This window comes from Nocardioides jishulii (assembly GCF_006007965.1).
Lineage (GTDB): Bacteria > Actinomycetota > Actinomycetes > Propionibacteriales > Nocardioidaceae > Nocardioides > Nocardioides jishulii.
On sequence record NZ_CP040748.1, the window covers coordinates 2,811,437 to 2,835,742 of the forward strand.

Annotated in this window: 40 protein-coding genes; 6 read left to right on the forward strand and 34 right to left on the reverse strand. The window is 67.9% G+C overall.

Annotated features, from left to right (window positions below):
* A complete protein-coding gene (locus FCL41_RS13280) occupies nucleotides 1–1,230 on the forward strand; it encodes an acyl-CoA dehydrogenase family protein (protein ID WP_137065176.1) in 1,230 nt (409 codons plus the stop codon).
* A gap of 16 nt (nucleotides 1,231–1,246) precedes the next feature.
* On the opposite strand, the gene FCL41_RS13285 is transcribed toward FCL41_RS13280, so the two are convergent.
* Nucleotides 1,247–2,641, reverse strand: coding sequence for an FAD-dependent oxidoreductase (locus FCL41_RS13285; protein WP_137065175.1), 1,395 nt, complete (start codon nucleotides 2,639–2,641; stop codon nucleotides 1,247–1,249).
* A 58-nt stretch (nucleotides 2,642–2,699) separates the two neighbouring features.
* On the opposite strand from FCL41_RS13285, the gene FCL41_RS13290 reads away from it, so the two are divergent.
* Complete coding sequence (locus FCL41_RS13290; RefSeq protein ID WP_137065174.1) at nucleotides 2,700–3,389, forward strand: class E sortase; 690 nt, start codon at nucleotides 2,700–2,702, stop codon at nucleotides 3,387–3,389.
* A 1-nt stretch (nucleotide 3,390) separates the two neighbouring features.
* Here the strand turns inward: FCL41_RS13290 and FCL41_RS13295 are convergent, their stop codons facing one another.
* Together FCL41_RS13295 and truA are read right to left on the reverse strand one after the other, a co-directional pair.
* Nucleotides 3,391–4,047, reverse strand: a complete 657-nt coding sequence (locus tag FCL41_RS13295; protein ID WP_137065173.1) for a class I SAM-dependent methyltransferase — start codon at nucleotides 4,045–4,047, stop codon at nucleotides 3,391–3,393.
* Complete coding sequence (truA, locus tag FCL41_RS13300) at nucleotides 4,044–4,871, reverse strand: tRNA pseudouridine(38-40) synthase TruA (RefSeq protein ID WP_137065172.1); 828 nt, start codon at nucleotides 4,869–4,871, stop codon at nucleotides 4,044–4,046. The genes FCL41_RS13295 and truA overlap by 4 nt, the downstream gene beginning before the upstream one ends.
* Nucleotides 4,872–4,981: 110 nt before the next feature.
* On the opposite strand from truA, the gene FCL41_RS13305 reads away from it, so the two are divergent.
* The 4 genes from FCL41_RS13305 (at nucleotide 4,982) to FCL41_RS13320 (ending at nucleotide 7,286) form a co-directional block, all read left to right on the forward strand.
* Nucleotides 4,982–5,365, forward strand: a complete 384-nt coding sequence (locus FCL41_RS13305) for an ArsR/SmtB family transcription factor (RefSeq protein ID WP_137065171.1) — start codon at nucleotides 4,982–4,984, stop codon at nucleotides 5,363–5,365.
* Nucleotides 5,362–5,907, forward strand: coding sequence for an SRPBCC domain-containing protein (locus FCL41_RS13310; RefSeq protein ID WP_137065170.1), 546 nt, complete (start codon nucleotides 5,362–5,364; stop codon nucleotides 5,905–5,907). The genes FCL41_RS13305 and FCL41_RS13310 overlap by 4 nt, the downstream gene beginning before the upstream one ends.
* Nucleotides 5,907–6,473: a TIGR03086 family metal-binding protein gene (locus FCL41_RS13315; protein WP_137065169.1), complete on the forward strand. Its 567-nt coding sequence runs from the start codon at nucleotides 5,907–5,909 to the stop codon at nucleotides 6,471–6,473. Before FCL41_RS13310 ends, FCL41_RS13315 begins: the two co-directional genes overlap by 1 nt.
* A gap of 69 nt (nucleotides 6,474–6,542) precedes the next feature.
* On the forward strand, nucleotides 6,543–7,286 hold the full coding sequence (locus FCL41_RS13320; RefSeq protein ID WP_137065168.1) for a DUF2786 domain-containing protein: 744 nt from the start codon (nucleotides 6,543–6,545) through the stop codon (nucleotides 7,284–7,286).
* A gap of 71 nt (nucleotides 7,287–7,357) precedes the next feature.
* Here the strand turns inward: FCL41_RS13320 and rplQ are convergent, their stop codons facing one another.
* The 31 genes from rplQ to rpsJ all read right to left on the reverse strand — a co-directional run bounded on the left by rplQ (nucleotide 7,358) and on the right by rpsJ (nucleotide 23,994).
* The gene (gene rplQ / locus FCL41_RS13325) at nucleotides 7,358–7,894 is read right to left on the reverse strand and encodes a 50S ribosomal protein L17 (RefSeq protein ID WP_137065167.1); all 537 of its coding nucleotides are present in this window, start codon (nucleotides 7,892–7,894) and stop codon (nucleotides 7,358–7,360) included.
* A 137-nt stretch (nucleotides 7,895–8,031) separates the two neighbouring features.
* Nucleotides 8,032–9,048 carry a DNA-directed RNA polymerase subunit alpha gene (locus FCL41_RS13330; protein WP_137065166.1) on the reverse strand — a complete coding sequence of 339 codons (1,017 nt, stop codon included), beginning with the start codon at nucleotides 9,046–9,048 and terminating at the stop codon, nucleotides 8,032–8,034.
* Nucleotides 9,049–9,165: 117 nt separating this feature from the next.
* Nucleotides 9,166–9,774, reverse strand: coding sequence for a 30S ribosomal protein S4 (gene rpsD, locus FCL41_RS13335; RefSeq protein WP_137065164.1), 609 nt, complete (start codon nucleotides 9,772–9,774; stop codon nucleotides 9,166–9,168).
* Nucleotides 9,775–9,821: 47 nt separating this feature from the next.
* Nucleotides 9,822–10,217, reverse strand: coding sequence for a 30S ribosomal protein S11 (gene rpsK / locus FCL41_RS13340; protein WP_137065162.1), 396 nt, complete (start codon nucleotides 10,215–10,217; stop codon nucleotides 9,822–9,824).
* A gap of 73 nt (nucleotides 10,218–10,290) precedes the next feature.
* Nucleotides 10,291–10,662, reverse strand: coding sequence for a 30S ribosomal protein S13 (gene rpsM / locus FCL41_RS13345; protein WP_137065161.1), 372 nt, complete (start codon nucleotides 10,660–10,662; stop codon nucleotides 10,291–10,293).
* Nucleotides 10,663–10,851: 189 nt separating this feature from the next.
* Entirely contained in the window at nucleotides 10,852–10,965 is a 114-nt protein-coding gene (gene rpmJ, locus FCL41_RS13350; protein WP_028644817.1) for a 50S ribosomal protein L36, read from the reverse strand.
* 30 nt (nucleotides 10,966–10,995) lie between these two features.
* A complete protein-coding gene (infA, locus tag FCL41_RS13355) occupies nucleotides 10,996–11,217 on the reverse strand; it encodes a translation initiation factor IF-1 (RefSeq protein ID WP_026145687.1) in 222 nt (73 codons plus the stop codon).
* A gap of 255 nt (nucleotides 11,218–11,472) precedes the next feature.
* Nucleotides 11,473–12,297, reverse strand: coding sequence for a type I methionyl aminopeptidase (gene map / locus FCL41_RS13360; protein WP_137065159.1), 825 nt, complete (start codon nucleotides 12,295–12,297; stop codon nucleotides 11,473–11,475).
* Between the two features lie 6 nt (nucleotides 12,298–12,303).
* Entirely contained in the window at nucleotides 12,304–12,879 is a 576-nt protein-coding gene (locus tag FCL41_RS13365; protein ID WP_137065158.1) for an adenylate kinase, read from the reverse strand.
* Nucleotides 12,880–14,181, reverse strand: coding sequence for a preprotein translocase subunit SecY (secY, locus tag FCL41_RS13370; protein ID WP_137065156.1), 1,302 nt, complete (start codon nucleotides 14,179–14,181; stop codon nucleotides 12,880–12,882). It abuts the gene before it with no gap.
* Nucleotides 14,182–14,432: 251 nt separating this feature from the next.
* Nucleotides 14,433–14,876, reverse strand: coding sequence for a 50S ribosomal protein L15 (gene rplO, locus FCL41_RS13375; RefSeq protein ID WP_137065155.1), 444 nt, complete (start codon nucleotides 14,874–14,876; stop codon nucleotides 14,433–14,435).
* Between the two features lies 1 nt (nucleotide 14,877).
* On the reverse strand, nucleotides 14,878–15,060 hold the full coding sequence (gene rpmD, locus FCL41_RS13380; RefSeq protein ID WP_137065153.1) for a 50S ribosomal protein L30: 183 nt from the start codon (nucleotides 15,058–15,060) through the stop codon (nucleotides 14,878–14,880).
* Nucleotides 15,060–15,662 (reverse strand): 30S ribosomal protein S5, encoded by a 603-nt coding sequence (gene rpsE / locus FCL41_RS13385; protein WP_137065152.1) that lies wholly within the window; start codon nucleotides 15,660–15,662, stop codon nucleotides 15,060–15,062. The genes rpmD and rpsE overlap by 1 nt, the downstream gene beginning before the upstream one ends.
* A gap of 31 nt (nucleotides 15,663–15,693) precedes the next feature.
* A complete protein-coding gene (gene rplR, locus FCL41_RS13390) occupies nucleotides 15,694–16,077 on the reverse strand; it encodes a 50S ribosomal protein L18 (protein ID WP_135833041.1) in 384 nt (127 codons plus the stop codon).
* 3 nt (nucleotides 16,078–16,080) lie between these two features.
* Nucleotides 16,081–16,623: a 50S ribosomal protein L6 gene (rplF, locus tag FCL41_RS13395; protein WP_137065151.1), complete on the reverse strand. Its 543-nt coding sequence runs from the start codon at nucleotides 16,621–16,623 to the stop codon at nucleotides 16,081–16,083.
* A gap of 25 nt (nucleotides 16,624–16,648) precedes the next feature.
* The gene (gene rpsH / locus FCL41_RS13400) at nucleotides 16,649–17,056 is read right to left on the reverse strand and encodes a 30S ribosomal protein S8 (protein WP_135833043.1); all 408 of its coding nucleotides are present in this window, start codon (nucleotides 17,054–17,056) and stop codon (nucleotides 16,649–16,651) included.
* Nucleotides 17,057–17,142: 86 nt separating this feature from the next.
* On the reverse strand, nucleotides 17,143–17,328 hold the full coding sequence (locus FCL41_RS13405) for a type Z 30S ribosomal protein S14 (RefSeq protein ID WP_011757321.1): 186 nt from the start codon (nucleotides 17,326–17,328) through the stop codon (nucleotides 17,143–17,145).
* Between the two features lies 1 nt (nucleotide 17,329).
* The gene (rplE, locus tag FCL41_RS13410) at nucleotides 17,330–17,881 is read right to left on the reverse strand and encodes a 50S ribosomal protein L5 (RefSeq protein ID WP_137065150.1); all 552 of its coding nucleotides are present in this window, start codon (nucleotides 17,879–17,881) and stop codon (nucleotides 17,330–17,332) included.
* Between the two features lies 1 nt (nucleotide 17,882).
* Nucleotides 17,883–18,248, reverse strand: a complete 366-nt coding sequence (rplX, locus tag FCL41_RS13415) for a 50S ribosomal protein L24 (RefSeq protein WP_212723069.1) — start codon at nucleotides 18,246–18,248, stop codon at nucleotides 17,883–17,885.
* Nucleotides 18,248–18,616, reverse strand: a complete 369-nt coding sequence (gene rplN / locus FCL41_RS13420; RefSeq protein WP_137065149.1) for a 50S ribosomal protein L14 — start codon at nucleotides 18,614–18,616, stop codon at nucleotides 18,248–18,250. Before rplN ends, rplX begins: the two co-directional genes overlap by 1 nt.
* A gap of 99 nt (nucleotides 18,617–18,715) precedes the next feature.
* A complete protein-coding gene (gene rpsQ / locus FCL41_RS13425; protein ID WP_137065148.1) occupies nucleotides 18,716–18,973 on the reverse strand; it encodes a 30S ribosomal protein S17 in 258 nt (85 codons plus the stop codon).
* Nucleotides 18,970–19,218, reverse strand: a complete 249-nt coding sequence (gene rpmC, locus FCL41_RS13430) for a 50S ribosomal protein L29 (RefSeq protein WP_135833047.1) — start codon at nucleotides 19,216–19,218, stop codon at nucleotides 18,970–18,972. Before rpmC ends, rpsQ begins: the two co-directional genes overlap by 4 nt.
* A complete protein-coding gene (gene rplP, locus FCL41_RS13435; protein WP_137065147.1) occupies nucleotides 19,218–19,637 on the reverse strand; it encodes a 50S ribosomal protein L16 in 420 nt (139 codons plus the stop codon). The genes rpmC and rplP overlap by 1 nt, the downstream gene beginning before the upstream one ends.
* A gap of 5 nt (nucleotides 19,638–19,642) precedes the next feature.
* A complete protein-coding gene (gene rpsC, locus FCL41_RS13440; RefSeq protein ID WP_137065146.1) occupies nucleotides 19,643–20,470 on the reverse strand; it encodes a 30S ribosomal protein S3 in 828 nt (275 codons plus the stop codon).
* Entirely contained in the window at nucleotides 20,470–20,889 is a 420-nt protein-coding gene (gene rplV / locus FCL41_RS13445; RefSeq protein WP_137065145.1) for a 50S ribosomal protein L22, read from the reverse strand. The genes rpsC and rplV overlap by 1 nt, the downstream gene beginning before the upstream one ends.
* 34 nt (nucleotides 20,890–20,923) lie before the next feature.
* Nucleotides 20,924–21,205, reverse strand: a complete 282-nt coding sequence (gene rpsS, locus FCL41_RS13450) for a 30S ribosomal protein S19 (RefSeq protein ID WP_135833051.1) — start codon at nucleotides 21,203–21,205, stop codon at nucleotides 20,924–20,926.
* A gap of 5 nt (nucleotides 21,206–21,210) precedes the next feature.
* Entirely contained in the window at nucleotides 21,211–22,047 is an 837-nt protein-coding gene (rplB, locus tag FCL41_RS13455; protein WP_137065144.1) for a 50S ribosomal protein L2, read from the reverse strand.
* 36 nt (nucleotides 22,048–22,083) lie between these two features.
* A complete protein-coding gene (gene rplW, locus FCL41_RS13460) occupies nucleotides 22,084–22,389 on the reverse strand; it encodes a 50S ribosomal protein L23 (protein ID WP_137065143.1) in 306 nt (101 codons plus the stop codon).
* Nucleotides 22,386–23,009, reverse strand: coding sequence for a 50S ribosomal protein L4, sunset domain variant (rplD, locus tag FCL41_RS13465; protein ID WP_137065142.1), 624 nt, complete (start codon nucleotides 23,007–23,009; stop codon nucleotides 22,386–22,388). Before rplD ends, rplW begins: the two co-directional genes overlap by 4 nt.
* A gap of 5 nt (nucleotides 23,010–23,014) precedes the next feature.
* The gene (rplC, locus tag FCL41_RS13470) at nucleotides 23,015–23,674 is read right to left on the reverse strand and encodes a 50S ribosomal protein L3 (RefSeq protein WP_137065141.1); all 660 of its coding nucleotides are present in this window, start codon (nucleotides 23,672–23,674) and stop codon (nucleotides 23,015–23,017) included.
* 11 nt (nucleotides 23,675–23,685) lie between these two features.
* Nucleotides 23,686–23,994: a 30S ribosomal protein S10 gene (gene rpsJ / locus FCL41_RS13475; RefSeq protein WP_008360994.1), complete on the reverse strand. Its 309-nt coding sequence runs from the start codon at nucleotides 23,992–23,994 to the stop codon at nucleotides 23,686–23,688.
* Between the last annotated feature and the right edge of the window lie 312 nt (nucleotides 23,995–24,306).

The window sequence follows — 24,306 nt, forward strand, 5'->3', positions numbered from 1 at the left end:
ATGGACTTCTCCTTCGACGCACGGACCACCGAGCTGGTCGAGGTGCTCAACGACTTCATGGACGACCACGTCCTGCCTGCGGAGGAGGTCTTCGACTCCCAGCTCGCGGCGCTCGACGACCGCTTCGCGTGGACGCGTACGCCCGTGGTCGCCGACCTGCAGGCCGAGGCGCGACGCCGCGGGTTGTGGAACCTCTTCCTGCCCGTGGGCGTCGACCCCGACGGGATCGGCGGCGGGCTGACCAACCTGCAGTACGCGCCCCTGGCCGAGATCAGCGGACGCAGCGGCAACCTCGGCCCGGCGGCGATGAACTGCGCCGCTCCCGACACCGGCAACATGGAGGTGCTGCACCACTTCGGCTCCCCCGAGCAGAAGGAGAAGTGGCTCACTCCCCTCCTCGAGGGCCGGATCCGCTCCGGCTTCGCGATGACCGAGCCGGCCGTGGCCTCCTCCGACGCCACCAACGTCGAGACCTCGATCGTCCGCGACGGCGACCACTACGTGGTCAACGGCCACAAGTGGTGGACCACCGGGGCGATGAACCCCGACTGCGCGATCTTCATCGTCATGGGCAAGACCGATCCCGAGGCCTCCCGTCACCGCCAGCAGTCGATGATCCTCGTCCCGCGGGACACCCCCGGGGTCGAGGTCGTGCGGCCGCTGCACGTCTTCGGCTACGACGACCACGAGCACGGCGGCCACGCCGAGCTGCGCTTCACCGACGTACGCGTCCCGGTCGACCACCTCGTCGGCGAGGAGGGCACCGGCTTCGCGATCGCCCAGGCGCGCCTGGGCCCGGGACGCATCCACCACTGCATGCGCTCGATCGGCGTGGCCGAGCGGGCCGTCGAGCTGATGTGCCGGCGCGTCAGCAGCCGCGTCGCCTTCGGCCGGCCGCTGTCGCAGCAGGGCGTGATCAGGGAGTGGATCGCGGAGTCGCGCGTCGAGATCGAGCAGCTGCGCCTGCTCGTGCTCAAGACCGCGTGGCTCATGGACACGGTCGGCAACCGCGGCGCCCACACCGAGATCCAGGCGATCAAGATCGCCACCCCACGGGTCGTCCAGCGCATCCTCGACCGTGCCATCCAGGCCCACGGTGCCGGCGGTGTCTCGCAGGACTTCCCGTTGGCCATGATGTCGGCCGGCATCAGGACGCTGCGGCTGGCCGACGGTCCCGACGAGGTGCACAAGAACTCCCTCGCCAAGGCCGAGCTGGCCCGGCACGCCTGAACCGGGGCTCCCAGCGTCAGGCCCGCGCCGCGCGGTCGATCCGTTCGGCCACCCGGCGCGCGGCGATCTGGAGGACCTCCCACGCGGTGGCGACGGGTGGGGCGTAGGAGAGGTCCATCCAGGCGAGGTCGTCGACGGTGCCGTCGTACCAGAGCACGGCGGCGGCCGTGTCCACCCGCTTGCCTGCGCCCGGGCCGCCGACGATCTCGACCGAGAGCAACCGGCGCGTGGTCCGGTCGGCGCTGACCCGCAGCGTGATCGGGGCCGCCTCGGGCATGTAGCCACTCGCCGTGGTCCCGTCGGTGACGACGACCACCGGGTCGAGGGACGGGTCGGCGGCGGCCTGGGCGTCCAGGATCCCGGTGCGCGCGATCTCCAGGTGCACCGTCCCCGGGGCGAAGCGCGTGATGGCGCTGCCGACCATGCCTGCGAAGCGCAGGTCCCCGCCGGCCACGTTCTCCCCCACCACGCGTCCTGCCTTGGCGGCGTGCGTGCCGAGCGGGGCGTAGGTCCAGAAGCCTGTGCGGCTGCGCACCTCGCAGCAGTCACCCGCCGCCCACACGCCGGGCACCACCTGGCCCCGCTCGTCGGGGCGCAGCCCGCCGCCCGGGCTCAGCAGACCGGTGTGGGCCAGCAGGTCGGTCGCCGGGGTGACGCCGAGCGCCACGACGACGTGGTCGGCAGCGACGGTCCCCTCACCCAGGCGCAGCGCGCGCACGGCTCCGTCCTCGACCTCCAGCCCTTCGACCGTCGAGTGCTCGAGGACCTCGACCCCGGCCGCACGCAGCCCCTCGACCACGACGGCGCTGATCTCGGGGGCGAAGGTGCTCAGCACGCGGGAACGGGTGACCAGGGTGACGTGGAGCCCACGCCGGACCGCGGCCTCGGCCATCTCCACCCCGATGTAGCCGCCACCCACGACCGCCACCCGGCCCCCGGAGGCGAAACGTCGTGACCAGGTGTCGGCGTCGCGCAGGGTCTTGGCATGGTGGACGCCCTCGACCGCCACCCCGTCGACGTGCGCCCACGGCGGCACCACGGGGTTGGCCCCGGTCGCCACCACGACCTCGTCGAACTCGACGGCGCTGCCGCCGGCGACCTGTGCCAGTCGTCGCTCCAGGTCCAGGTGGGTCACCCGCGCGCCGAACCGGAGGTCGATCCCGGCGGCGCGGTGCTCCACGGCCGTGCGGACGACCAGCGCTTCGGTGTCCGCCACCTCACCGGAGGCGACGTAGGGGATCCCGCACGCCGAGTACGAGGTGTCCTCCCCCGCCTCGAGGACCGCCACCTCGATGCGGCGACCGGTGCGCCGCGCGGTCCGCAGCGCCTGGTGGGCGGCCGACATGCCGGCGGCGTCGGCTCCGACGACCAGGACGCGCAGGGGGGCACCGTCAGGAGGAGCGGTAGGCATGGCCACACCTTGCCACGCCGCCCGCAGCGCGGTTGCGGTGGCGACCTACCGTGGTGGCATGGCACCGCGACGCAGCGTCGCAGGCCTTCTCGGCCTGCTCCTGGTGGCGGCCTGCGGCAGCACGCCGAAGGGTCGCCCCTCGAGCGAGCCGACGCCCACGCCCCGAGCACGCGCGTCGGCCGGTCCGTCGGCCACGGCCGGTCCTGCTCCGCCCAGCGCCACTGCCTCGGCCCCTGAGCCACGGCGGTCCCGCGTCACCATCGCGGCTCTCGGCCTGCGCGACTTCCCCGTGGTGCGCTACCGCGGCTCTCCCGACGACGCCCGCGGCACCGCCCTGCAGGACGCCGGCGAGATGGCCTCACCGCGCGGACCCCGCGGCGGTGTGGGGCCCGGCGAGCTCGGCAACTTCATCGTGACGGGCCACCGGCTCACCGGCGTTGCTCCGCTGCGCGACTCCCCGTCCCTGCGCCGGGGCGACCGCATCCGGGTGCGCAGCGGCGACCTCGTGCACGTCTACGAGGTGGTGGGCACGCGGCGTACGTCGTTCCGCTCGCCGGACTCGCTCGCCGCCCAACGGGCACCGGTGCCCGGCCGTCCCGGCCGCGACGCCACCCGCGCGATGTTGACCCTCTCGACCTGCGCGACGCCCGAGGACCACGCCGTGGGCAACTACTGGTCCGACGAGTTCGGCAACCCCGAGCACCGCATCGACAAGATCGCCGTGCTGGTCGCGACGCACCCCGCCTGAGTCAGGCGCGACGGGTCTCCAGCACCCGGAAGCCCTTGGCGCTGCCGATCCGGGTGGTCGGCCACCCCTGCTCCCCCAGCCAGCGGGTCAGCGAGTCGGCGCCGAGGTTCTTCCCGACGACGCTCACCATCCGGCCGCCGGGGGCGAGACGGGGCAGCCACGTCAGCAGCAGCTCGTGCAACCCCTCCTTGCCGATCCGGATGGGTGGGTTGGACCAGATCTCGTCGAAGACGTAGTCGCTGGGCACGTTGTCCGGGGTCACCGCGACGAAGGTGCCCGAGACGCCGAGAGCCTGGGCGTTCTCGTTGGCCAGCAGCACCGCGCGCTCGTTGACGTCGACGCCGATCACGCGGGCCAGCGGGACGGTCTTCGCAATGGCCAGGCCGATCACCCCGTAGCCGCACCCGAGGTCGAGGAACTGCCCCATCGGCGGCGGCTCGACCTCACGGAAGAGCACGGCGGTGGCGTGGTCGAGGTGGCCACGGCTGAAGACTCCCGGGCCGCTCACCAGCTCGAGCTCCTGGCCCCACACCTCGCAGGTGAAGCGTTCGCGCTTGAACGGCACGTTCGGGTCGGCGCTGAAGTAGTGGTCGGTCTCGTTCTCGGTGCTCTCGTTCTCGGTGCTCTCGTTCTCGGTGCTCTCGTTCTCGGTGCTCACAGGGTCCTCCTTGCTCGTGCACGTTCGGCCTGGGCGAGGAGCTCGGCGCCCTCGGGATAACCGACTTCCTCCAACGTGAGTCCGTGCGCCTGGACGACCACCACGCCGGGGTCGCGTCGCCCGGCGGTCATCACCTCGCCGGCCCAGGCGGCGGGGCGGCGCCCCTCCCCCACGGCCAGCAGGCAGCCGACCAGCGAGCGCACCATGTTGTGGCAGAAGGCGTCGGCGACCACGCGAGCGGTCGCCAGCCCCAGCTCGTCGCGGTGCCACTCCAGCTCGAGCAGCGTACGCACGGTCGTGGCGCCCTCGCGCCTCTTGCAGAAGGCGGCGAAGTCGCGCAGGCCCACCAGCGTCGCTGCCGCCTCGTTCATGGCGTCCAGGTCGAGGGGGCGGGGCCAGGACAGGACGTGGTGGCGGGTGAGCGGGTCGACGAGCTCGGGGGCGTCAGCGACGCGGTAGGCGTACCGCCGCCAGATCGCCGAGAAGCGGGCGTCGAAGCCCTCAGGAGCCTCCGTGGCGGCGTGCACCCGTACGTCGGGTGGGAGGAGGCCGTTGAGACGCCTGCGCAGGGTAGCGAGGGGTGGCTCCGTCGACCGACCGGCCGAGGCAGCCAGCTCGTCGGGGTCGACGTCGACGTGCACGACCTGGCCCCGGGCGTGCACGCCGGTGTCCGTACGTCCGGCGACGACCACGCGGACCGCCGGCAGCCGCAGGACCGTGGCGAGCGCCGTCTCCAGGGTGCCTTGCACGGTGCGGAGCCCCGGCTGGGTGGCCCATCCCGAGAAGTCGGTGCCGTCGTAGGCGAGGTCGATCCGGATGCGCACCGAACCATCCTCCCAGACGAGGTAGTTCAACCAAACGGTTGACAACACTTCGGCGTCGGCCTACCTTCGAACTCAACCCAACGGTTGACCACGAGATCCGGAGCACATGTATGAGCGATCCGCTCTCCCAGGCCTTCGCCGCGCTGGCCGACCCGACGCGGCGCGACATGGTCGCCCGTCTCGCCGAGGCCGACGCCACCCTCAGCGAGCTCGCCGAGCCCTACGACGTGAGCCTCCAGGCCGTCGCCAAGCACCTCAAGGTGCTCGAGGCCGCGGGGCTCGTGACCCGCACCAAGGAGGCGCAACGACGCCCGGTCCACCTGGAGGGGGAGGTGTTCGACCTCATGACGAAGTGGATCGAGCGCTACCGCCGTCAGGCCCAGGAGCGCTTCACCCGTCTTGACGCCGTCCTGGCCGAGATGCAGGCAGCCGGGCCAGAGCCCGATGCCGATGCAGAGCCCCATTCCAACAACGAGCAGGGAGCAGCATCATGACCACCACCAACGACCAGTCCACGACCCAGCCGCCGGTGCAGGGAGCCCCCGCGCCGGACGAGCACCTCGCCGTCGCCGTCGTCCGGACCGACGACCACGTCCCTGCCGTGCACATCTGGCGCGACTTCCACGCCAGCGTCGAGCAGGTGATGAGGGCCCACACCGACCCCGACCTGTTCGCCCGGTGGATCGGCCCCCACGACCTCAGCACCGAGGTCGACGTGTGGGACTGCCGCACGCTCGGCTCCTACCGCTACGTGCAGCGCCGGGGCGAGGAGGCGTACGCCTTCCGCGGCACCTTCCCCGAGATCAGCGAGACCCGCATCGTGCAGACCTTCTGCTTCGAGGACTGGCCCGAGGCCATCGCCCTGGAGACCGCCACCTTCACCGACCTCGGCGACGGCCGCACCCGCCTCCACGCCTTCTCGCTGTGCGACTCCTTCGAGAGCCGCGACGGGTTCGTCGCCTCGGGCATGGAGACTGGTGTCCAGGAGGGCTACGAGAAGCTCGACCACCTGCTGTCCGACGGAGGACCTGCCTGATGCTGCCCACCGACATTGCCGAGCGCCACCGCGAGGTGGCTGCCGTCTTCACGACCCTGGTGGAGAGCACCACCGACTGGGAGGCACCGAGCCCGGTGGCCGGGTGGTCGGCCCGCGACGTCGTCGACCACCTCACCACGTGGCTCCCGGCGTTCGTCCACGCCGGATCGCCCTACGGCTGGACCAGGAGGCACCAGGCCAGCGCCGACCCCCTCGCGGCATGGCGCGAGCAGTGCGGGGCCGTGCAGCTCCTGCTCGACGACCCTGCCCAGGCAGAGTCGCCCTTCATGCACCCCCAGGCACCGGCAGCCCGCCTCGACGAGGCGATCGACAGGTTCTACGTCTCCGACGTCTTCATGCACGCCTGGGACCTGGCGCGCGCCACCGGGCAGAGGGCAGAGCTGGACGCCGACTTCGCCGCTGCTCTCCTGGCCGGGATGCGTCCCCTCGAGGAGATGCTCCGTGCCTCCGGCCAGTACGGCCCGGCCCACCCGGTGTCCGACGACGCCCCGGCGATCGACCAGCTCATGGCCTTCGTCGGACGCGACCCCGAGTGGCGTCCCTGACCGCCGCTCCAGAACTGTCGCCGGCCGCTGGCAGGCTCCTCACCACCACCGAACGCGCGAGGAGTCCCCATGAGTGACACGTCCACAGCCGTGCTGGCCAAGGTCCGCAAGCTGCTGGCCAAGGCCGAGGACGCTGCCGCCACGCCTGCCGAGGCGGAGATCTACACCGCCAAGGCGGCCCAGCTGATCGCCGACCACGGCATCGACGCTGCCCTCCTGGCCGCCGACTCCCCGGGCAGCGACCGGGTGGCTGACCGGGTCGTGCACCTCGACGCCCCCTACGCCCAGGAGAAGGCCCAGCTGCTCAGCGCAGTGGCGATCGGCCTGCGGTGCCGCGCAGTCCTCCGTACGCGTACTCCGTGGGGCGGCCCGAAGGAGCACTCCGTGCACCTCTTCGGGCACGAGTCCGACCTCGATCGCGCCGACCTGCTCTTCACGAGCCTGCTGCTGCAGTCGACGGGCCAGCTGAGCCGCACGGCTGTCCCGACGGACGAGCACGTTGCGGCCTTCCGTCGCTCGTGGCTGGCGGGATACCGCATCTCGATCGCGGAGCGCCTACGGCACAGCGAGGAGGAGGCCGTGGCCCGAGCGACGGCCCAGGACGCCTCGCGCGGTCGCTCCACCGCCCTGGTGCTGGCCGATCGCAGCCACGAGGTGCAGCAGGCCGTGGCGGAGCAGTATCCCGAGCTGCGCGCGGCCCGTCCGCGCACCCTCTCCGGCTCCGGCATGCAGGCCGGCTACGACGCGGGCTCCCGTGCCGACCTGGGTGGTACGCGGCTGCGGGGCACTCCCCCGCAGCTGGCGCACGAGTGAGCCTGGCCCGCGGCGAAATGGCACAGGACCCGCCACCCTTGCGGGTGACGGGTCCTGCGTGACGACGTACGTCAGGCCTTCTCGGCGTCCTCGGCGGGAGCCTCGGTGGCCTCCTCGGCCGGAGCCTCGGTGGTCTCCTCGGCAGCAGCCTCCTCGGCCGGAGCCTCGGTGGTCTCCTCCGCGGGAGCCTCCTCGACCGGAGCCGGGGCAGCAGCCTCGGTCTTCTTGGTCGACGGCGCCTTGGGGGCGTAGGCCTCGGTGACGAGCTCGATCACGGCCATCGGCGCGTTGTCGCCCTTGCGGGGACCGATCTTCGTGATGCGGGTGTAGCCACCCGGGCGCTCGGCGAAGGAGGGGCCGATCTCCGTGAAGAGAACGTGCACGACGCCCTTGTCACGGATGACCTTGAGGACCTCGCGACGGTTGTGCAGGTCGCCCTTCTTGGCCTTGGTGATGAGCTTCTCCGCGTAGGGGCGGAGGGTGCGGGCCTTGGCCTCGGTCGTGGTGATGCGACCGTGCTCGAAGAGCTGGGTGGCCAGGTTGGCGAGGATGAGGCGCTGGTGCGCCGGGCTGCCGCCGAGGCGGGCGCCCTTCTTGGGGGTAGGCATCGCTGCTACTCCGTCTTCTCCCAGGCCGGATCAGGTACCTGGGTAGTTGGTCCCCACCGCGGTCGCGGTGGGGGCGGGGTGGTCATGTGACCGGGACGGACCCGGTGCGCGAACGCGCCGGGTCCGGTGCCGATCAATCAGTACTGCTCGTCCTCGACGTACGACGCGTCGTCGTCGTCCGAGTACGCAGCCAGGGCCGCGTGCGGGTCGAACCCGGGCGCGCTGTCCTTGAGGGACAGACCCATCTCGACCAGCTTGGCCTTGACCTCGTCGATCGACTTCGCACCGAAGTTGCGGATGTCGAGCAGGTCCTGCTCCGAGCGACCGATGAGCTCACCCACGGTGTGGATGCCCTCGCGCTTGAGGCAGTTGTAGGAACGGACCGTCAGCTGCAGGTCCTCGACCGGGAGGGCGAGGTCGGCAGCCAGCTGCTCGTCGACGGGCGACGGGCCGATGTCGATGCCCTCGGCCTCGACGTTCAGCTCGCGAGCCAGGCCGAAGAGCTCGACCAGGGTCTTGCCGGCCGAGGCGATGGCGTCACGGGGACGGATCGACGGCTTGGTCTCGACGTCGATGACCAGCTTGTCGAAGTCGGTGCGCTGCTCGACTCGGGTGGCCTCGACCTTGTAGGTGACCTTGAGGACCGGGCTGTAGATCGAGTCGACCGGAATGCGGCCGATCTCGTTGTCGCCGCCCTTGTTCTGCACCGCGGAGACGTAGCCACGGCCACGCTCCACGACGAGCTCCATCTCCAGCTTGCCGGAGTCGGAGAGGGTGGCGATCTTGAGGTCCGGGTTGTGCACCTCGACGCCGGCCGGCGGCGTGATGTCGGCGGCGGTGACGTCACCAGCACCCGACTTGCGCAGGTACATCGTGACGGGCTCGTCGTGCTCCGAGGAGACGACGAGGCCCTTGAGGTTGAGGATGATCTCGGTGACGTCCTCGGTGACGCCCTCGACGGTGGAGAACTCGTGGAGAACGCTGTCGATCTTGATGCTGGTGACCGAGGCTCCCGGGATGGAGGAGAGCAGGGTACGACGCAGCGAGTTGCCGAGCGTGTAACCGAAGCCAGGCTCCAGGGGCTCGATCACGAACCGGGAGCGGAACTCGTCAACGGTCTCTTCCGACAGGGTCGGGCGCTGAGCGATAAGCACTGGTGATTTCCTTTCCGGACCCACCCACCATTTGACGGGTCCGAACTGCAGTGACGAGGAGGGATTGCGCGGTGGTGCTCCCGGTGGCCACCGCGGACGGTGGCCACCGGGTCAAGATCACTTCTTCGAGTAGAACTCGACGATGAGCTGCTCCTGGACCGGGAGGTCGATCTGGGCCCGGGTCGGGAGCTGGTGCACGAGGATGCGCATCCGCGACGGAATCGCCTCGAGCCACGCAGGAACGACGCGCTCGCCGTGGGTCTCACGAGCCACGATGAAGGGCGTCATCTCCAGGGACTTCTCGCGAACGTCGATGACGTCGTACTGCGACACCTGGTAGGACGGGATGTTGACCTTCTTGCCGTTCACCAGGAAGTGGCCGTGCACGACCAGCTGGCGGGCGTGACGACGGGTCCGGGCGAAGCCCGCGCGGTAGACGACGTTGTCGAGACGGGTCTCGAGCAGCTGCAGCAGGTTGTCGCCGGTCTTGCCCTGGCGACGCGAGGCCTCGACGTAGTAGCGGTAGAACTGCTTCTCGAGGATGCCGTAGGAGAAGCGAGCCTTCTGCTTCTCACGGAGCTGGAGCAGGTACTCCGACTCCTTGATGCGGCCCTTGCCGTGCTGGCCGGGCGGGTAGGGGCGACGCTCGAAAGCTGCGTCGCCACCGACGAGGTCGACGCCGAGACGGCGCGACTTCTTGGACATGGGGCCGGTGTAACGGGCCATTGTTCAAAGTCTCCTTGGAAGTCTCGTGTGGGTCCGGGCCGTGAGGCTCAGACGCGACGGCGCTTGGGCGGGCGGCAGCCGTTGTGCGGGGCGGGCGTGACGTCCTGGATGGTGCCGACCTCGAGGCCGATGGCACCAAGCGAACGGATCGCCGTCTCGCGACCCGAACCCGGGCCCTTGACGAAGACGTCGATCTTCTTCATGCCGTGCTCCATCGCACGACGACCAGCGGCCTCGGCGGCCATCTGAGCGGCGTACGGGGTGGACTTCCGGGACCCCTTGAAACCGACGGTGCCGGCAGAGGCCCAGGAGATCACCGCACCGGTGGGGTCGGTGATCGTGACGATCGTGTTGTTGAACGTGCTCTTGATGTGGGCTTCGCCCTGAGCGACGTTCTTCTTCTCCTTGCGGCGGACCTTGGTCGCGCGGCTCTTGGGAGGCATTCAGTAACTCCTGTTGAGGTTCTGGTCGAAAAGCTTCGGGAAGACGGTCAGCGCTGCGCCACTGGCGCAGGCGTCACTTCTTCTTCTTGCCGGCGACAGTCCGCTTCGGGCCCTTGCGGGTACGAGCGTTGGTCTTGGTGCGCTGGCCGCGGACCGGAAGGCCCATGCGGTGGCGGCGACCCTGGTAGCTGCCGATCTCGATCTTGCGGCGGATGTCAGCCTGGACTTCACGACGGAGGTCACCCTCGATCTTGAAGTTGGCCTCGATCTCGTCGCGAAGCTTGACCAGCTCCTCGTCTCCGAGCGTGTGCACGCGGGCGTTCGGGTCAACCCCGGTGGCCTCGAGCAGCTGCTTGGAGCGGGTACGGCCGATGCCGTAGATGTAGGTGAGTGCGATCTCGATGCGCTTGTCGCGCGGGAGGTCCACACCAACGAGGCGAGCCATGGTTCTGGCATTTCCCTTCGATAGTTCTCAGCGGTGTCTGTCATGTCGCGCCCCGGACCTGATGTGGAGTTGCCTCCACGGTCCGAGCTCCGGCCGCTGCGCCGGAGGTGGTTCGCCACCGGAGTCCGGTGGCTAGCGATCACGATTGGGGTGGTGCGGTTGCGAGGCGGTGGCAGTTGCCACCGGCCATCAGCCCTGGCGCTGCTTGTGGCGCGGGTTCTCGCAGATGACCATGACGCGGCCGTGACGACGAATGACCTTGCACTTGTCGCAGATCGCCTTGACGCTGGGCTTGACCTTCACTGGGGAGGCCTTTCTGGATCGTTCGGCTGGTTACTTGTAGCGGTAGACGATCCGACCTCGCGTGAGGTCGTACGGCGAGAGCTCAACCACGACCCGGTCCTCAGGAAGGATCCGGATGTAGTGCTGTCGCATCTTGCCGCTGATGTGGGCGAGTACCTTGTGGCCGTTGCTCAGCTCTACGCGGAACATGGCATTGGGCAGGGCCTCAGTGATGGTGCCCTCGAGCTCGATCACGCCTTCTTTCTTCGGCATGTCCTCCACAATCTGTTGATCTTTTGTCTACCGTGGTCCGGGAACCTCCCCGCGGAAGACCCGCGCAGGTGGACCTCGTAGAGCCGGTGGTTGAACCACTTCCCGTACCTCCTGGCGGAGGTCCGGGCAGCCGTTCAGGCACAACCACACATGCCCACGTTGGACCGACTCGCCAGCCTACTGGCTGCCGGCAAGAAATCCCAATCCGGAGCTGAGCTCGACGGATCGGACCCGGTGGATCGTCGGGTCGGGGTCCTACGCCCCGCCGAAGGGGACGCCGAGCTCGGCGAGCTTGGCCTCTCCCCCATCGAGGGCGGTGAGGACCCAGGCACCCGTGGGGGTGAGGGTGAAGGTGTGCTCGTAGTGCGCGGCCCAACGACCGTCCGCCATCGAGACGGTCCAGTCGTCGTCCTCGACCCAGGTGTCGGCCGAGCCCAGCGCGATCATCGGCTCCACCGCCAGCGCCATGCCACGCACCAGCTTGGGCCCACGGCCGGCCCGACCGTAGTTGGGCACGTTGGGGGGCATGTGCATCTGCGAACCGATGCCGTGGCCGGTGTAGTCCTCGAGGATGCCGTAGGAGCCCTGCTCACGGACGTACGACTCGATGGCGAAGCTGATGTCGGTGACCCGGCCGCCGAGCCGGGCCGCGGCGATGCCGCGCCACATCGACTCCTCGGTGACCGCCATCAGGCGGGTCACCTCCTCGGGCACCTCCCCCACCGCGACGGTGAGAGCAGCGTCGCCGTGCCAGCCGTCCACGATCGCTCCGCAGTCGATGGAGATGATGTCGCCCTCGACGAGCGCCCGGTCACCGGGGATGCCGTGCACCACCTGGTCGTTGACCGACGCGCAGATGGAGGCGGGGAACGGCGGCACCCCGTATCCCTTGAAGGAGGGGATGCCGCCGTTCGACCGGATGTTGTCCTCCGCGATCGCGTCGAGCTCGCCGGTCGTGATGCCCGGGCGCACCGAGGTGCGCAGGAGCTCCAGCGTCTCGCCGACCAGGAGGCCTGCGCGCCGCATCACGGCGATCTGCTCAGGCGTCTTGATCTCGACGCCGCGGTCGCGGAAACCCATCGTGGCTCAGGCCTTCGTCGCGCCGTCGATCGCGGCGAGGACGCGCCGGGTGACGTCGCCGACCTCACCGAGGCCGTCAACCTCGACCAGCAGGCCGCGCTCGCGGTAGAGGTCGATCAGCGGGGCGGTCTGCTCCGCGTACACCTCCTGACGACGACGGATGACTTCCTCCGTGTCGTCGGGACGCCCCTCGGTCTTCGCGCGCTCGAGGAGGCGCTGCACGATCTCCTCGCCGTCGACGGTCAGCACGACGGCCGCGTCGAGGGTGAGGCCGGAGGTGGCGAGCATGTCGTCGAGCTCGGCGACCTGGGCGACCGTGCGCGGGTAGCCGTCGAGCAGGAAGCCCGTCGCGGCGTCGTCCTCGGCGATCCGGTTGCGGACCATCGAGTTGGTGACCTCGTCGGGGACGTACTCCCCTGCGTCCATGTAGCGCTGGGCCTCGACGCCCAGGGGCGTGCCGGCGGAGACGTTGGCGCGGAAGATGTCGCCGGTCGAGATCGCCGGAATGCCGTACTTGTCCGAGATGAAGGCCGCCTGCGTGCCCTTGCCGGCACCGGGCGGGCCCATGATGATGAGACGCATTTAGCTGAGGAACCCTTCGTAGTTGCGCTGCTGGAGCTGGCTCTCGATCTGCTTCACCGTGTCCAGGGCGACGCCCACCATGATGAGGATGGACGTACCACCGAACGGGAAGTTCTGGTTGGCGTTGATCGCCGCGAAGGCGATCAGGGGGATCAGCGAGATGAGGCCGAGGTACAGAGCTCCGGGGAAGGTGATCCGCGAGAGCACGTACGACAGGTAGTCCTGCGTCGGCTTCCCCGCCCGGATCCCGGGGATGAAGCCGCCGTACTTCTTCATGTTGTCCGAGACCTCTTCAGGATTGAAGGTGATCGAGACGTAGAAGTACGTGAAGAAGATGATGAGGGCGAAGTACGTCGCCATGTAGATCGGGTGGTCTCCCCCGATGAAGTACTCGTTGATGAACTCGAGGACCGGGTTGCCCTTGCTGTTCTGGCTGAACGAGGCAGCCATCGTCGGCAGGTAGAGCAGCGACGAGGCGAAGATGACCGGGATGATTCCGGCCTGGTTGACCTTCAACGGGATGTACGTCGAGGACCCACCGAACATCTTGCGGCCCACCATGCGGCGCGCGTACTGCACCGGGATGCGACGTTGCGCCTGCTCGATGAAGATGACGCCCGCGACGATCATCAGTCCGATCACCAGGACGATGCCGAAGGTGGTCCAGCCCTGGGTGAGGCGCACCTGCCACAGCGAGCTGGGGAAGGTCGCGACGACCTGGCAGAAGATGAGGATCGACATGCCGTTGCCGACGCCGCGGTCGGTGATCAGCTCACCGAACCACATGATCACGGCCGTACCCGCGGTCATCGTGACCACCAGGATCAGGAAGGTCGCCGTGCTGTCGTTGTTGTGCAGAAGGTCGAGCGTGCACGGCTGCAGCAGCGTCTTGCTGCGCGCCAGCGCCACGATGCCCGTGGCCTGGAGGACCGCAAGGCCCAGCGTCAGGTAACGGGTGTACTGCGTGATCTTGGCCTGTCCGGCCTGCCCCTCCTTCTTGAGGGTCTCCAGGCGCGGGATGACCACGACGAGGAGCTGCAGGATGATGCTGGCGGTGATGTACGGCATGATCCCGAGCGCGAAGATCGTCAGCTGGAGCAGCGCGCCCCCGGAGAACATGTTGATCAGCGCGTAGATGCCCGAGTCCGACTGGGCGTTGAGGCAGGACCTCACGTTGGCCACGTTGACGCCCGGTGCGGGGATCTGTGAGCCGAGTCGGAAGATCGTGATGATCAGCAACACGAACAGCAGCTTGCGCCGCAGGTCCGGGGTGCGGAATGCGTTGGCGAAGGCGCCCAGCACTGGCTTCCTCTTTCTCAGCAGGGACTCATCCACGGAGGACCGTGGCGTCGTGGTCGAAGGTCTCGAAGGGCAGGCTCGATGAACCAGCCCGACAGACCCGGGGAAGCGTAACAGGAGGGCCCCCGCCCCACGAAGGCCGCACGGGGCCACGGAGGGGAGCGCGTACGTCAGGCACGCGTGTGGCCGACGCAACAGGGCCCGCCCCCACCGAGGTGGGGACGGGCCCTGATGACGACACGTCAGTCAGACGCTCAGGAGAGGGTGAGGCTGCCGCCGGCGGCCTCGATCTTCCCCTTGGCCGAGGCGGACGCCGCGTCGACGGTGACCTGCACCGGGACGGAGATCTCACCCTGGCCGAGCACCTTGACCGGCAGGTTCTTGCGAACCGCGCCCTTGGCGACGAGCGACTCGACGGTGACAGCGCCACCCTCGGGGAACAGCTCGTTGATGCGGTCCAGGTTCACGACCTGGAACTCCACCTTGAAGGGGTTCTTGAAGCCCTTCAGCTTGGGGAGACGCATGTGGATCGGCATCTGGCCACCCTCGAAGGCGACCGGAACCTGGTAGCGAGCCTTCGTACCCTTGGTACCGCGACCAGCGGTCTTACCCTTCGACGCCTCACCACGACCGACACGGGTCTTGGCGGTCTTGGCACCGGGGGCGGGACGAAGGTGGTGCAGCTTGAGTGCGCTCACGTCACTCCACCTCCTCTACCGTCACCAGGTGACGGACAGTGTTGACCATGCCGCGGATCTCCGGGCGGTCTTCCTTGACGACGACGTCGCCGATCCGCTTGAGACCGAGCGTACGCAGGGTCTCGCGCTGGTTCTGCTTCAGACCGACGAGGCCACGCTTCTGCTGGACCTTGAGCTGTGCCATCAGGAAGCCACCTCCGCACGAGCCCGAAGGATCGCGGCCGGGGTGACCTGCTCGACCGTGAGACCACGGCGAGCAGCGACCTGCTCCGGCTCCTCAAGCATCTTGAGAGCCTCCACCGTCGCGTGGACGATGTTGATCTGGTTGGACGAACCGAGCGACTTGCTCAGCACGTCGTGGATGCCGGCGCACTCGAGGACCGCGCGGACCGGACCACCGGCGATGACACCGGTACCGGGGGCCGCGGGACGCAGGAGGACGACGCCAGCCGCCTTCTCGCCCTGGACCGGGTGCGGGATGGTGCCCTGGATGCGGGGAACCTTGAAGAATGCCTTCTTGGCCTCCTCGACACCCTTGGCGATCGCCGCAGGAACTTCCTTCGCCTTGCCGTAGCCGACGCCGACGAGACCCTCGCCGTCACCCACGATCACGAGGGCGGTGAAGCTGAAGCGACGACCACCCTTCACGACCTTGGCGACGCGGTTGATCGCGACGACACGCTCGATGTAGGCGTTCTTCTCGGCGCTCTGGTCGCGGCGACCGTCACGGTTACGGCCGCCGGACTGGCGCTCGCCACCGCGCTGTCCGCGCTGGGCTCCGCTCATGAGATTTCCTCTTCCTTCTCTGGTCCGGCGATCAGAACGCCAGGCCGCCCTCGCGGGCGGCGTCGGCCAGGGCCGCGATGCGACCGTGGTACTTGTTGCCGGCGCGGTCGAAGACGACCTGCTCGACACCGGCGGCCTTGGCGCGCTCGGCGACGAGCTGCCCGACCTTCTTGGACTTCTCAGTCTTGTCACCGGCGACCGAGCGAACGTCGGCCTCCATGGTGGAGGCGTACGCCAGGGTCTTGCCGACCTGGTCGTCGACCACCTGCACGGAGATGTGCTTGGCGGAACGAGTCACGACCAGACGGGGACGCTCAGCGGTGCCCGCAATCTTCTTGCGACCACGCATCTGACGGCGCAGACGCGAGCGAACGCGGTTAGCGGTGTGCTTGTTGTTCGACAGCGAGATAGCCATGGATCACTTACCAGCCTTTCCGACCTTGCGGCGGACCTGCTCGCCGGCGTAACGCACGCCCTTGCCCTTGTACGGCTCGGGCTTGCGGAGCTTGCGGATCTTCGCGGCCGTCTCACCGACGACCTGCTTGTCGATGCCCTGGACGCCGAGCTTGGTCGGACCGTCCGTGGTGAAGGTGATGCCTTCGGGGGCGTCGAAGATGATCGGGTGCGAGTAGCCGAGCTGGAACTCGAGCTGCGTCGGGCCCTTGGGGAGCACGCGGTAACCCACGCCGACGATCTCGAGCTTCTTCTCGTAGCCATCGGTCACGCCGACCACCATGTTGTTGACCAGGGTGCGGGTCAGGCCGTGCAGCGAGCGAGCGGTGCGCTCGTCGTTGGGACGCTGGATCTCCAGCACGCCGTCCTCACCCTTCACGATGGTGATGGGTGCGGGGATGGTGTGGTTCAGGGTGCCCTTGGGGCCCTTGACCGTCACCAGGTCGCCGTCGATCTGCACGTCCACGCCGGACGGAACCGTGATCGGGAGCTTGCCAATACGCGACATTGCTTTTTCCTCTCTCGGTCTCTCGTCACCAGACGTAGGCGAGGACTTCCCCACCCACGCCCTTCTGGTTTGCCTGGCGGTCGGTCAGCAGGCCCTGCGACGTCGAGATGATCGCGACGCCGAGTCCACCGAGCACCTTCGGCAGAGCCGAGGACTTGGCGTAGACACGGAGGCCGGGCTTGCTGATGCGGCGCACGCCAGCGATGGAACGCTCGCGGTTGCGGCCGTACTTCAGAGTGATGTGCAGGGTCTTGCCCACCTCGCCCTCACCGGGCTCGGTGACGTCGAAGGAGGTGATGTAACCCTCCTGCTTCAGGATCTCGGCAACGCCGGCCTTCAGCTTGCTGTAGGGCATCGACACCGCGTCGTGGTACGCCTGGTTGGCGTTGCGCAGACGAGTAAGCATGTCTGCGATCGGGTCAGTCATGGTCATGGCCGTTCAGGCCCTTTCTCTCTGTGGTTTCGACCCCTACCCGGTGGGTGGAGCCGACCTTCAGCGGTTGTTGGTCTAGAGGGTGGTCACCAGGAGGACTTGGTCACGCCGGGCAGCTCGCCGCGGTGTGCCATCTCACGCAGGCAGATGCGGCAGAGGCCGAACTTGCGGTAGACCGCCTTCGGTCGACCACAACGCTGGCACCGGGTGTACCCACGCACAGCGAACTTCGGCTTGCGAGCCGCCTTCACCTTCAGAGCAGTCTTCGCCATGTCAGTTCTCCTTGAACGGGAAGCCGAGCTGCTTGAGCAGGGCGCGACCCTCGGCGTCGGTGGTGGCCGTGGTCACGACAGTGATGTCCATGCCACGGACGCGGTCGATGCGGTCCTGGTCGATCTCGTGGAACATGACCTGCTCGGTCAGACCGAAGGTGTAGTTGCCACGGCCGTCGAACTGGTTGCCGTTGAGGCCGCGGAAGTCGCGGATTCGGGGCAGGGCCAGGGACAGCAGGCGGTCCAGGAACTCCCACATGCGGTCGCCACGCAGCGTGACGTGCGCACCGATCGGCATGCCCTCGCGGAGCTTGAACTGCGCGATGGACTTGCGAGCCTTGGTGACCATGGGCTTCTGACCGGTGATGGCGGTCAGGTCCTTGATGGCACCCTCGATCAGCTTGGAGTCACGAGCAGCCTCGCCGACACCCATGTTGACCACGATCTTCGTCAGACCGGGGACCTGCATGATGTTGGCGATGTCGAACTCGGACTTCAGTGCGGGGATGATCTCCTCGCGGTAACGAGTCTTCAGACGGGGGGACTCAGCCATCTCAGATCTCCTTCCCGGTCTTGCGCGAGATGCGGACGCTGCGCTCAGCGGTGTACTCGACACCGGTGCCGCTGCGCTTGGTGACCGCGTCGCGGCGGAAGCCGACCCGGGTCACGCCGTCACCCTCGACGAGCATGACGTTGGAGACGTGGATCGGCGCCTCGGCGGTGATGATGCCGCCGGTGCTGCCCGAACCGTCGTTGACGACCTTGGTGTGACGCTTGATGCGGTTCACACCCTCGACGATCACCCGCTGCTCCTCGCGGAGCACCTGGATGACCTTGCCGGTGGCGCCCTTGTCCTTGCCAGCGATCACCTTGACGGTGTCGCCCTTCTTGATGTTCACGCTGGGTGCCTTCTTAGCCATCACAGCACCTCCGGCGCGAGCGAGATGATCTTCATGAACTTCTTGTCGCGCAGTTCGCGGCCCACGGGGCCGAAGATGCGGGTACCACGGGGCTCACCGTCGTTCTTGAGGATGACGGCGGCGTTCTCGTCGAAGCGGATGTAGGAACCGTCCGGACGCCGGCGCTCCTTCTTGGTGCGCACGACAACGGCCTTGACGACGTCGCCCTTCTTGACGTTGCCACCCGGGTTGGCGTCCTTGACGGTGGCGACGATCACGTCGCCGATACCGGCGTAGCGACGACCCGAGCCACCGAGAACACGGATGCAAAGGATCTCCTTCGCACCGGTGTTGTCGGCGACACTGAGTCGCGACTCCTGCTGGATCATTGGTTTCTCCTGGATGTCGAGCCGGTTCTCGCCGCCCTCTCAGGCGACGAGCCTTGCCGAACTAGTGGTTGGAAATCGTGGTTCGCCGGAGGCGAAAGGTCACTTGGCCTTCTCGAGGACCTCGACCAGGCGCCAGCGCTTGGTCGCGGACAGCGGGCGGGTCTCCATGATCAGGACACGGTCGCCGATGCCGCACTCGTTGTTCTCGTCGTGGGCCTTCAGCTTCGAGGTCCGACGCATGACCTTGCCGTAGAGCGCGTGCTTCACACGGTCCTCGACGGCGACGGTGACGGTCTTGTCCATCTTGTCGCTGACGACCAGGCCCTCGCGGACCTTGCGGGCGTTGCGGTCACTCATGCGGTGGCCTCTTCCTTCTTCTCGGCACCCGGGGCGGTACGAATCCCGAGCTCGCGCTCGCGCACCACGGTGTAGATCCGGGCAATGTCCTTCTTGACCGTGCGCAGGCGGGAGTTGTTCTCCAGCTGCCCGGTGGCCGCCTGGAACCGGAGGTTGAACAGCTCCTCCTTGGCCTCACGCAGCTTGGCCTCGAGGTCACCAGCGTTCAGGTCGTCCAGCGCGGTTGCGCTCAACTTGTCGCTCATCAGAATTCACCAGCCTCGCGGGAGATGAACCGGCACTTCATGGGGAGCTTGTGCATCGCGCGGCGCATGGCCTCGCGAGCAACGTCCTCGGAAACACCGGACAGTTCGAACATGACGCGGCCGGGCTTGACGTTCGCCACCCACCACTCGGGGGAGCCCTTACCGGAACCCATGCGGGTCTCGGCAGGCTTCTTGGTCAGCGGGCGGTCCGGGTAGATGTTGATCCAGACCTTTCCACCACGCTTGATGTGACGGGTCATCGCGATACGCGCCGACTCGATCTGACGGTTGGTGACGTAGTGGCCCTCGACCGCCTGGATGCCGAAGTCGCCGAAAGCGAGCTTCGTGCCACCCTTGGCCACACCAGTCCGCTTGGGGTGGTGCTGCTTGCGGTGCTTGACACGACGGGGCATCAACATGGAACTCAGCCCTCCTGTCCGGAAGAAGCAGCCTCAGCAGCCGGAGCCTCGGCAGCCGGAGCAGCCTCAGCGGCCGCGGGGGCCTCGTTGCGGGGTGCGCGGTCGCCGCGCGAGCCGCGGTTCGGGCGGTCGCCGCCACGGGTCGGACGTCCGCCGCGACCCGGGGCACCGGCGCGAGCGGCCTGCTGGGCCTGGCGCTCGGCACGGGAGCCGGACACCTCACCCTTGTAGATCCAGACCTTGACGCCGATGCGACCGAAGGTCGTACGGGCCTCGTAGAAGCCGTAGTCGATGTCCGCACGCAGGGTGTGCAGCGGCACGCGACCCTCGCGGTAGAACTCGGTACGCGACATCTCGGCGCCGTTGAGGCGGCCCGAGCACTGGATCCGGATGCCCTTGGCACCGGAACGCATCGCGGTCTGCATGGCCTTGCGCATGGCACGGCGGAACTGCACACGACCGGAGAGCTGCTCGGCAACGCCCTGGGCAACCAGCTGCGCGTCGATCTCGGGGTTCTTGACCTCGAGGATGTTCAGCTGGACCTGCTTGCCGGTCAGCTTCTCGAGCTCGGTGCGGATGCGGTCGGCCTCGGCGCCACGACGACCGATGACGATGCCGGGACGCGCGGTGTGGATGTCCACACGAACGCGGTCACGGGTGCGCTCGATCTCGACCTTGGAGATGCCGGCCCGCTCCATGCCCTTGGAGAGCAGCTTGCGGATCGCGACGTCCTCGCCGACGTACGACTTGTACAGCTTGTCTGCGTACCAGCGCGACTTGTGGTCGGTGCTGATGCCGAGACGGAAACCGTTCGGGTTGATCTTCTGGCCCATCAGGCACCCTTTCCGTTCGTGGCGACATCAGCCGGCTGGACGACCAGGGTGATGTGGCTGGTGCGCTTGTTGATGCGGGTCGCTCGACCCTGCGCACGCGGACGCCAGCGCTTCATGGTGGGGCCCTCGTCAACCATGGCCACCGTGAGCACCAGGTCAGCCTTCTTCAGGCCTTCCACGGTCTCGGCGTTGGCGATGGCGCTCTCGAGCACCTTGTAGACAGTCTCCGAGGCGGCCTGCGGCGCGAACTGCAGCAGGGCCAGGGCCTCGTCGACGGGAAGACCGCGGACCATGTCGACGACACGGCGGGCCTTCATCGGGGTGATTCGCACGAATCGCGCGCTCGCGAAGGCGCCCGGCTGGTCGCCGAGCAGCGACTCGCGGCGGGCGCTGGTGCGCACGCGCTCAGTAACGCTCATTGCTCGTTATCTCCAGTTCCTGGTTCGCGCCGCGTCAGCGGCGGCGACCCTTCCGGTCTTCCTTCACGTGCCCGCGGTAGGTGCGGGTCGGGGCGAACTCGCCCAGCTTGTGGCCGACCATCGAGTCGGTCACGAACACGGGGACGTGCTTGCGACCGTCGTGCACGGCGATCGTGTGACCGATCATGTTCGGCAGGATCATCGAACGGCGCGACCAGGTCTTGATGACGTTCTGGGTGCCCTTCTCGTTCTCGGCTTCCACCTTCTTGAGGAGGTGGCCGTCGATGAAGGGGCCCTTCTTCAGGCTACGAGGCATCTCAGTTACTTCCTACCCTTGCCGGACTTGCGGCGACGGATGATCTGGGAGTCGCTGGCCTTGCGCTTGCGGGTGCGACCCTCGGGCTTGCCCCACGGGGAGACGGGGTGACGTCCACCGGACGTCTTGCCCTCACCACCACCGTGCGGGTGGTCGACCGGGTTCATCACGACACCGCGGACGGTCGGGCGCTTGCCCTTCCACCGCATACGGCCGGCCTTGCCCCAGTTGATGTTCGACTGCTCGGCGTTGCCCACCTCGCCGACGGTGGCGCGGCAGCGCACGTCGACGAAGCGCATCTCGCCCGAAGGCAGACGCAGCGTGGCCTTGGTGCCCTCACGGGCGACCAGCTGAGCCGAGTTTCCGGCGGAACGAGCCATCTTGGCGCCACCGCCGGGGCGGAGCTCCACGCAGTGGATCGTGGTACCGACCGGGATGTTGCGCAGCGGCAGGTTGTTGCCGGGCTTGATGTCAGCGTTCGGGCCGCTCTCGATGACGGTGCCCTGGCCGAGGTCCTTCGGCGCCACGATGTAGCGCTTCTCGCCGTCGGCGTAGTGCAGCAGCGCGATGCGCGCCGTGCGGTTGGGGTCGTACTCGATGTGAGCGACCTTCGCCGGCACGCCGTCCTTGTCGTAACGACGGAAGTCGATGATGCGGTAGGCCCGCTTGTGGCCGCCACCCTGGTGACGCGTGGTGATGCGTCCCTGGTTGTTGCGGCCGCCCTTCTTGGGAAGGGGACGGGTCAGCGACTTCTCCGGCGTGGTCCGGGTGATCTCGACGAAGTCGGCCACCGAGGAGCCACGACGGCCCGGGGTGGTCGGCTTGTACTTACGGATAGCCATTGTCTATGTCCTATTTCTTCGCCTTCGTCGACCCGGTCAGCTGACCGGACCTCCGAAGATGTCGATCCGGTGACCCTCAGCGAGGCTGACGATGGCGCGCTTGGTGTCCTTGCGCTTGCCCAGACCGGCGCGGGTGCGACGGGTCTTGCCCTGACGGTTCAGCGTGTTCACCGAGGTGACCTTGACGCCGAAGATCTTCTCGACCGCGATCTTGATCTCGGTCTTGTTCGCGTCCGGGTGCACGACGAACGTGTACTTGTTCGCGTCGAGGAGGCTGTAGCTCTTCTCGGACACGACCGGCGCGAGCAGGATGTCGCGGTGGTCCTTGTGCAGCGTGCTCACTTGGTGGCCTCCTCAGCGGTCTTCGTCTTGCTGGCGACGAACACGTCGTACGCGCCCTGGGTGAAGACCACGTCGTCGGAAGCCAGCACGTCGTACGTGTTGAGCTGGTCGACGGCCACGATGTGCACCTGCGGGGCGTTGCGGAGCGAGAGCCACGTGACGGAGTCGCTGCGCTCGAGCACGACCAGGTAGCGGGTGCGATCGCTCAGGGCAGCCAGTGCGGTGATCGCAGCCTTGGTGGAGGGCTTGTCGCCCGACACCAGGGAGTCGACCACGTGGATGCGGCCGTTGCGCGCCCGGTCGGAGAGGGCACCGCGCAGGGCGGCAGCCTTCATCTTCTTGGGGGTGCGCTGCGAGTAGTCACGCGGCTGCGGGCCGTGGACGATGCCACCGCCGGCGAACTGCGGTGCGCGGGTCGAACCCTGACGGGCGCGGCCGGTGCCCTTCTGCTTGTAGGGCTTGCGACCACCACCGCGCACGTCGGCGCGGGTCTTGGTGGCGTGCGTGCCCTGGCGGGCAGCGGCCTGCTGGGCCACGACCACCTGGTGGATCAGCGGGACGTTGACCTCGACGTCGAAGATCTCGGCGGGAAGGTCAACCTTCACGGTCTTGGTAGCCATGTGGATCAGGCCTCCTGGGTCTTCTTGGCGGCGGAACGCAGCACCACGAGACCACCCTTGTTGCCCGGGACGGCGCCCTTGAGCAGGATCAGGCCCTTCTCGACATCCACTGCGTGCACGGTGACGTTCTGGGTGGTGACGGTGTCGTTACCCATACGGCCGGACATGCGGGTGCCCTTGAAGACACGACCCGGGGTGGCGCAGGCGCCGATGGAGCCCGGCTTGCGGTGGTTGCGGTGAGCACCGTGGGAAGCGCCGACACCGGAGAAGCCGTGACGCTTCATGGTTCCGGCGAAGCCCTTGCCCTTGCTGGTGCCGGTGACGTCGATCTCCTCGCCAGCGGCGAAGGTGTCGACGGCCAGCTCCTGGCCCACCGAGTAGGTGGCGGCGTCAGCGGTGCGGATCTCCACGACGTGGCGGCGCGGCGTCACGCCGGCCTTGGCGAAGTGGCCGGCCTCGGGCTTGTTGACCTTGCGGGCCTCGATCTCGCCGAAGCCGATCTGGATGGCGTTGTAGCCGTCCGACTCGGGCTGGCGGACCTGCGTCACGACGTTGGTCGACGCGGCCACGACGGTCACGGGGACGATCTTGTTGTTCTCGTCCCAGAGCTGGGTCATGCCGAGCTTGGTGCCCAGCAGCCCCTTCACGTTTCGTTCGAAAGTCATCTCAGGGGACCTCAGAGCTTGATCTCGATGTCGACACCGGCAGGCAGGTCGAGGCGCATGAGCGAGTCGACAGTCTTCGGCGTGGGGTCGATGATGTCGATGAGGCGCTTGTGCGTGCGCATCTCGAAGTGCTCGCGCGAGTCCTTGTACTTGTGGGGCGAGCGAATGACGCAGTACACGTTCTTCTCGGTCGGCAGCGGCACGGGGCCGGCGACCTTTGCACCCGTACGGGTGACGGTGTCCACGATCTTGCGCGCCGAGGTGTCGATCACCTCGTGGTCATAGGCCTTGAGCCTGATGCGGATCTTCTGTCCCGCCATAGGTCTCTCTCGTCCTTACTCTCGCACCCCGGGAGGTGCCGCGTCCTGGTCTGTTCTCTCGACACGGTCTCGGGTGAGGCCGTACCGCCTGTCTCTCACCACTCCACCTCTCGACCCCCGCGGTCGGGCGTGTCGCTCTATTGAGGACAACAGACCAGGGATTGAGTTGTGGACTTGCATGTGGCATCCGACGGTTCGTCGGTATCGGATCGGGTCTCGGCCTGACAACTCAGGAGTGGTGCTTCAGCACACACGACCACCGAGTCCAGGCACACGATGGACAAGCCATCGGGAGACGCGATTCAGTAGTCA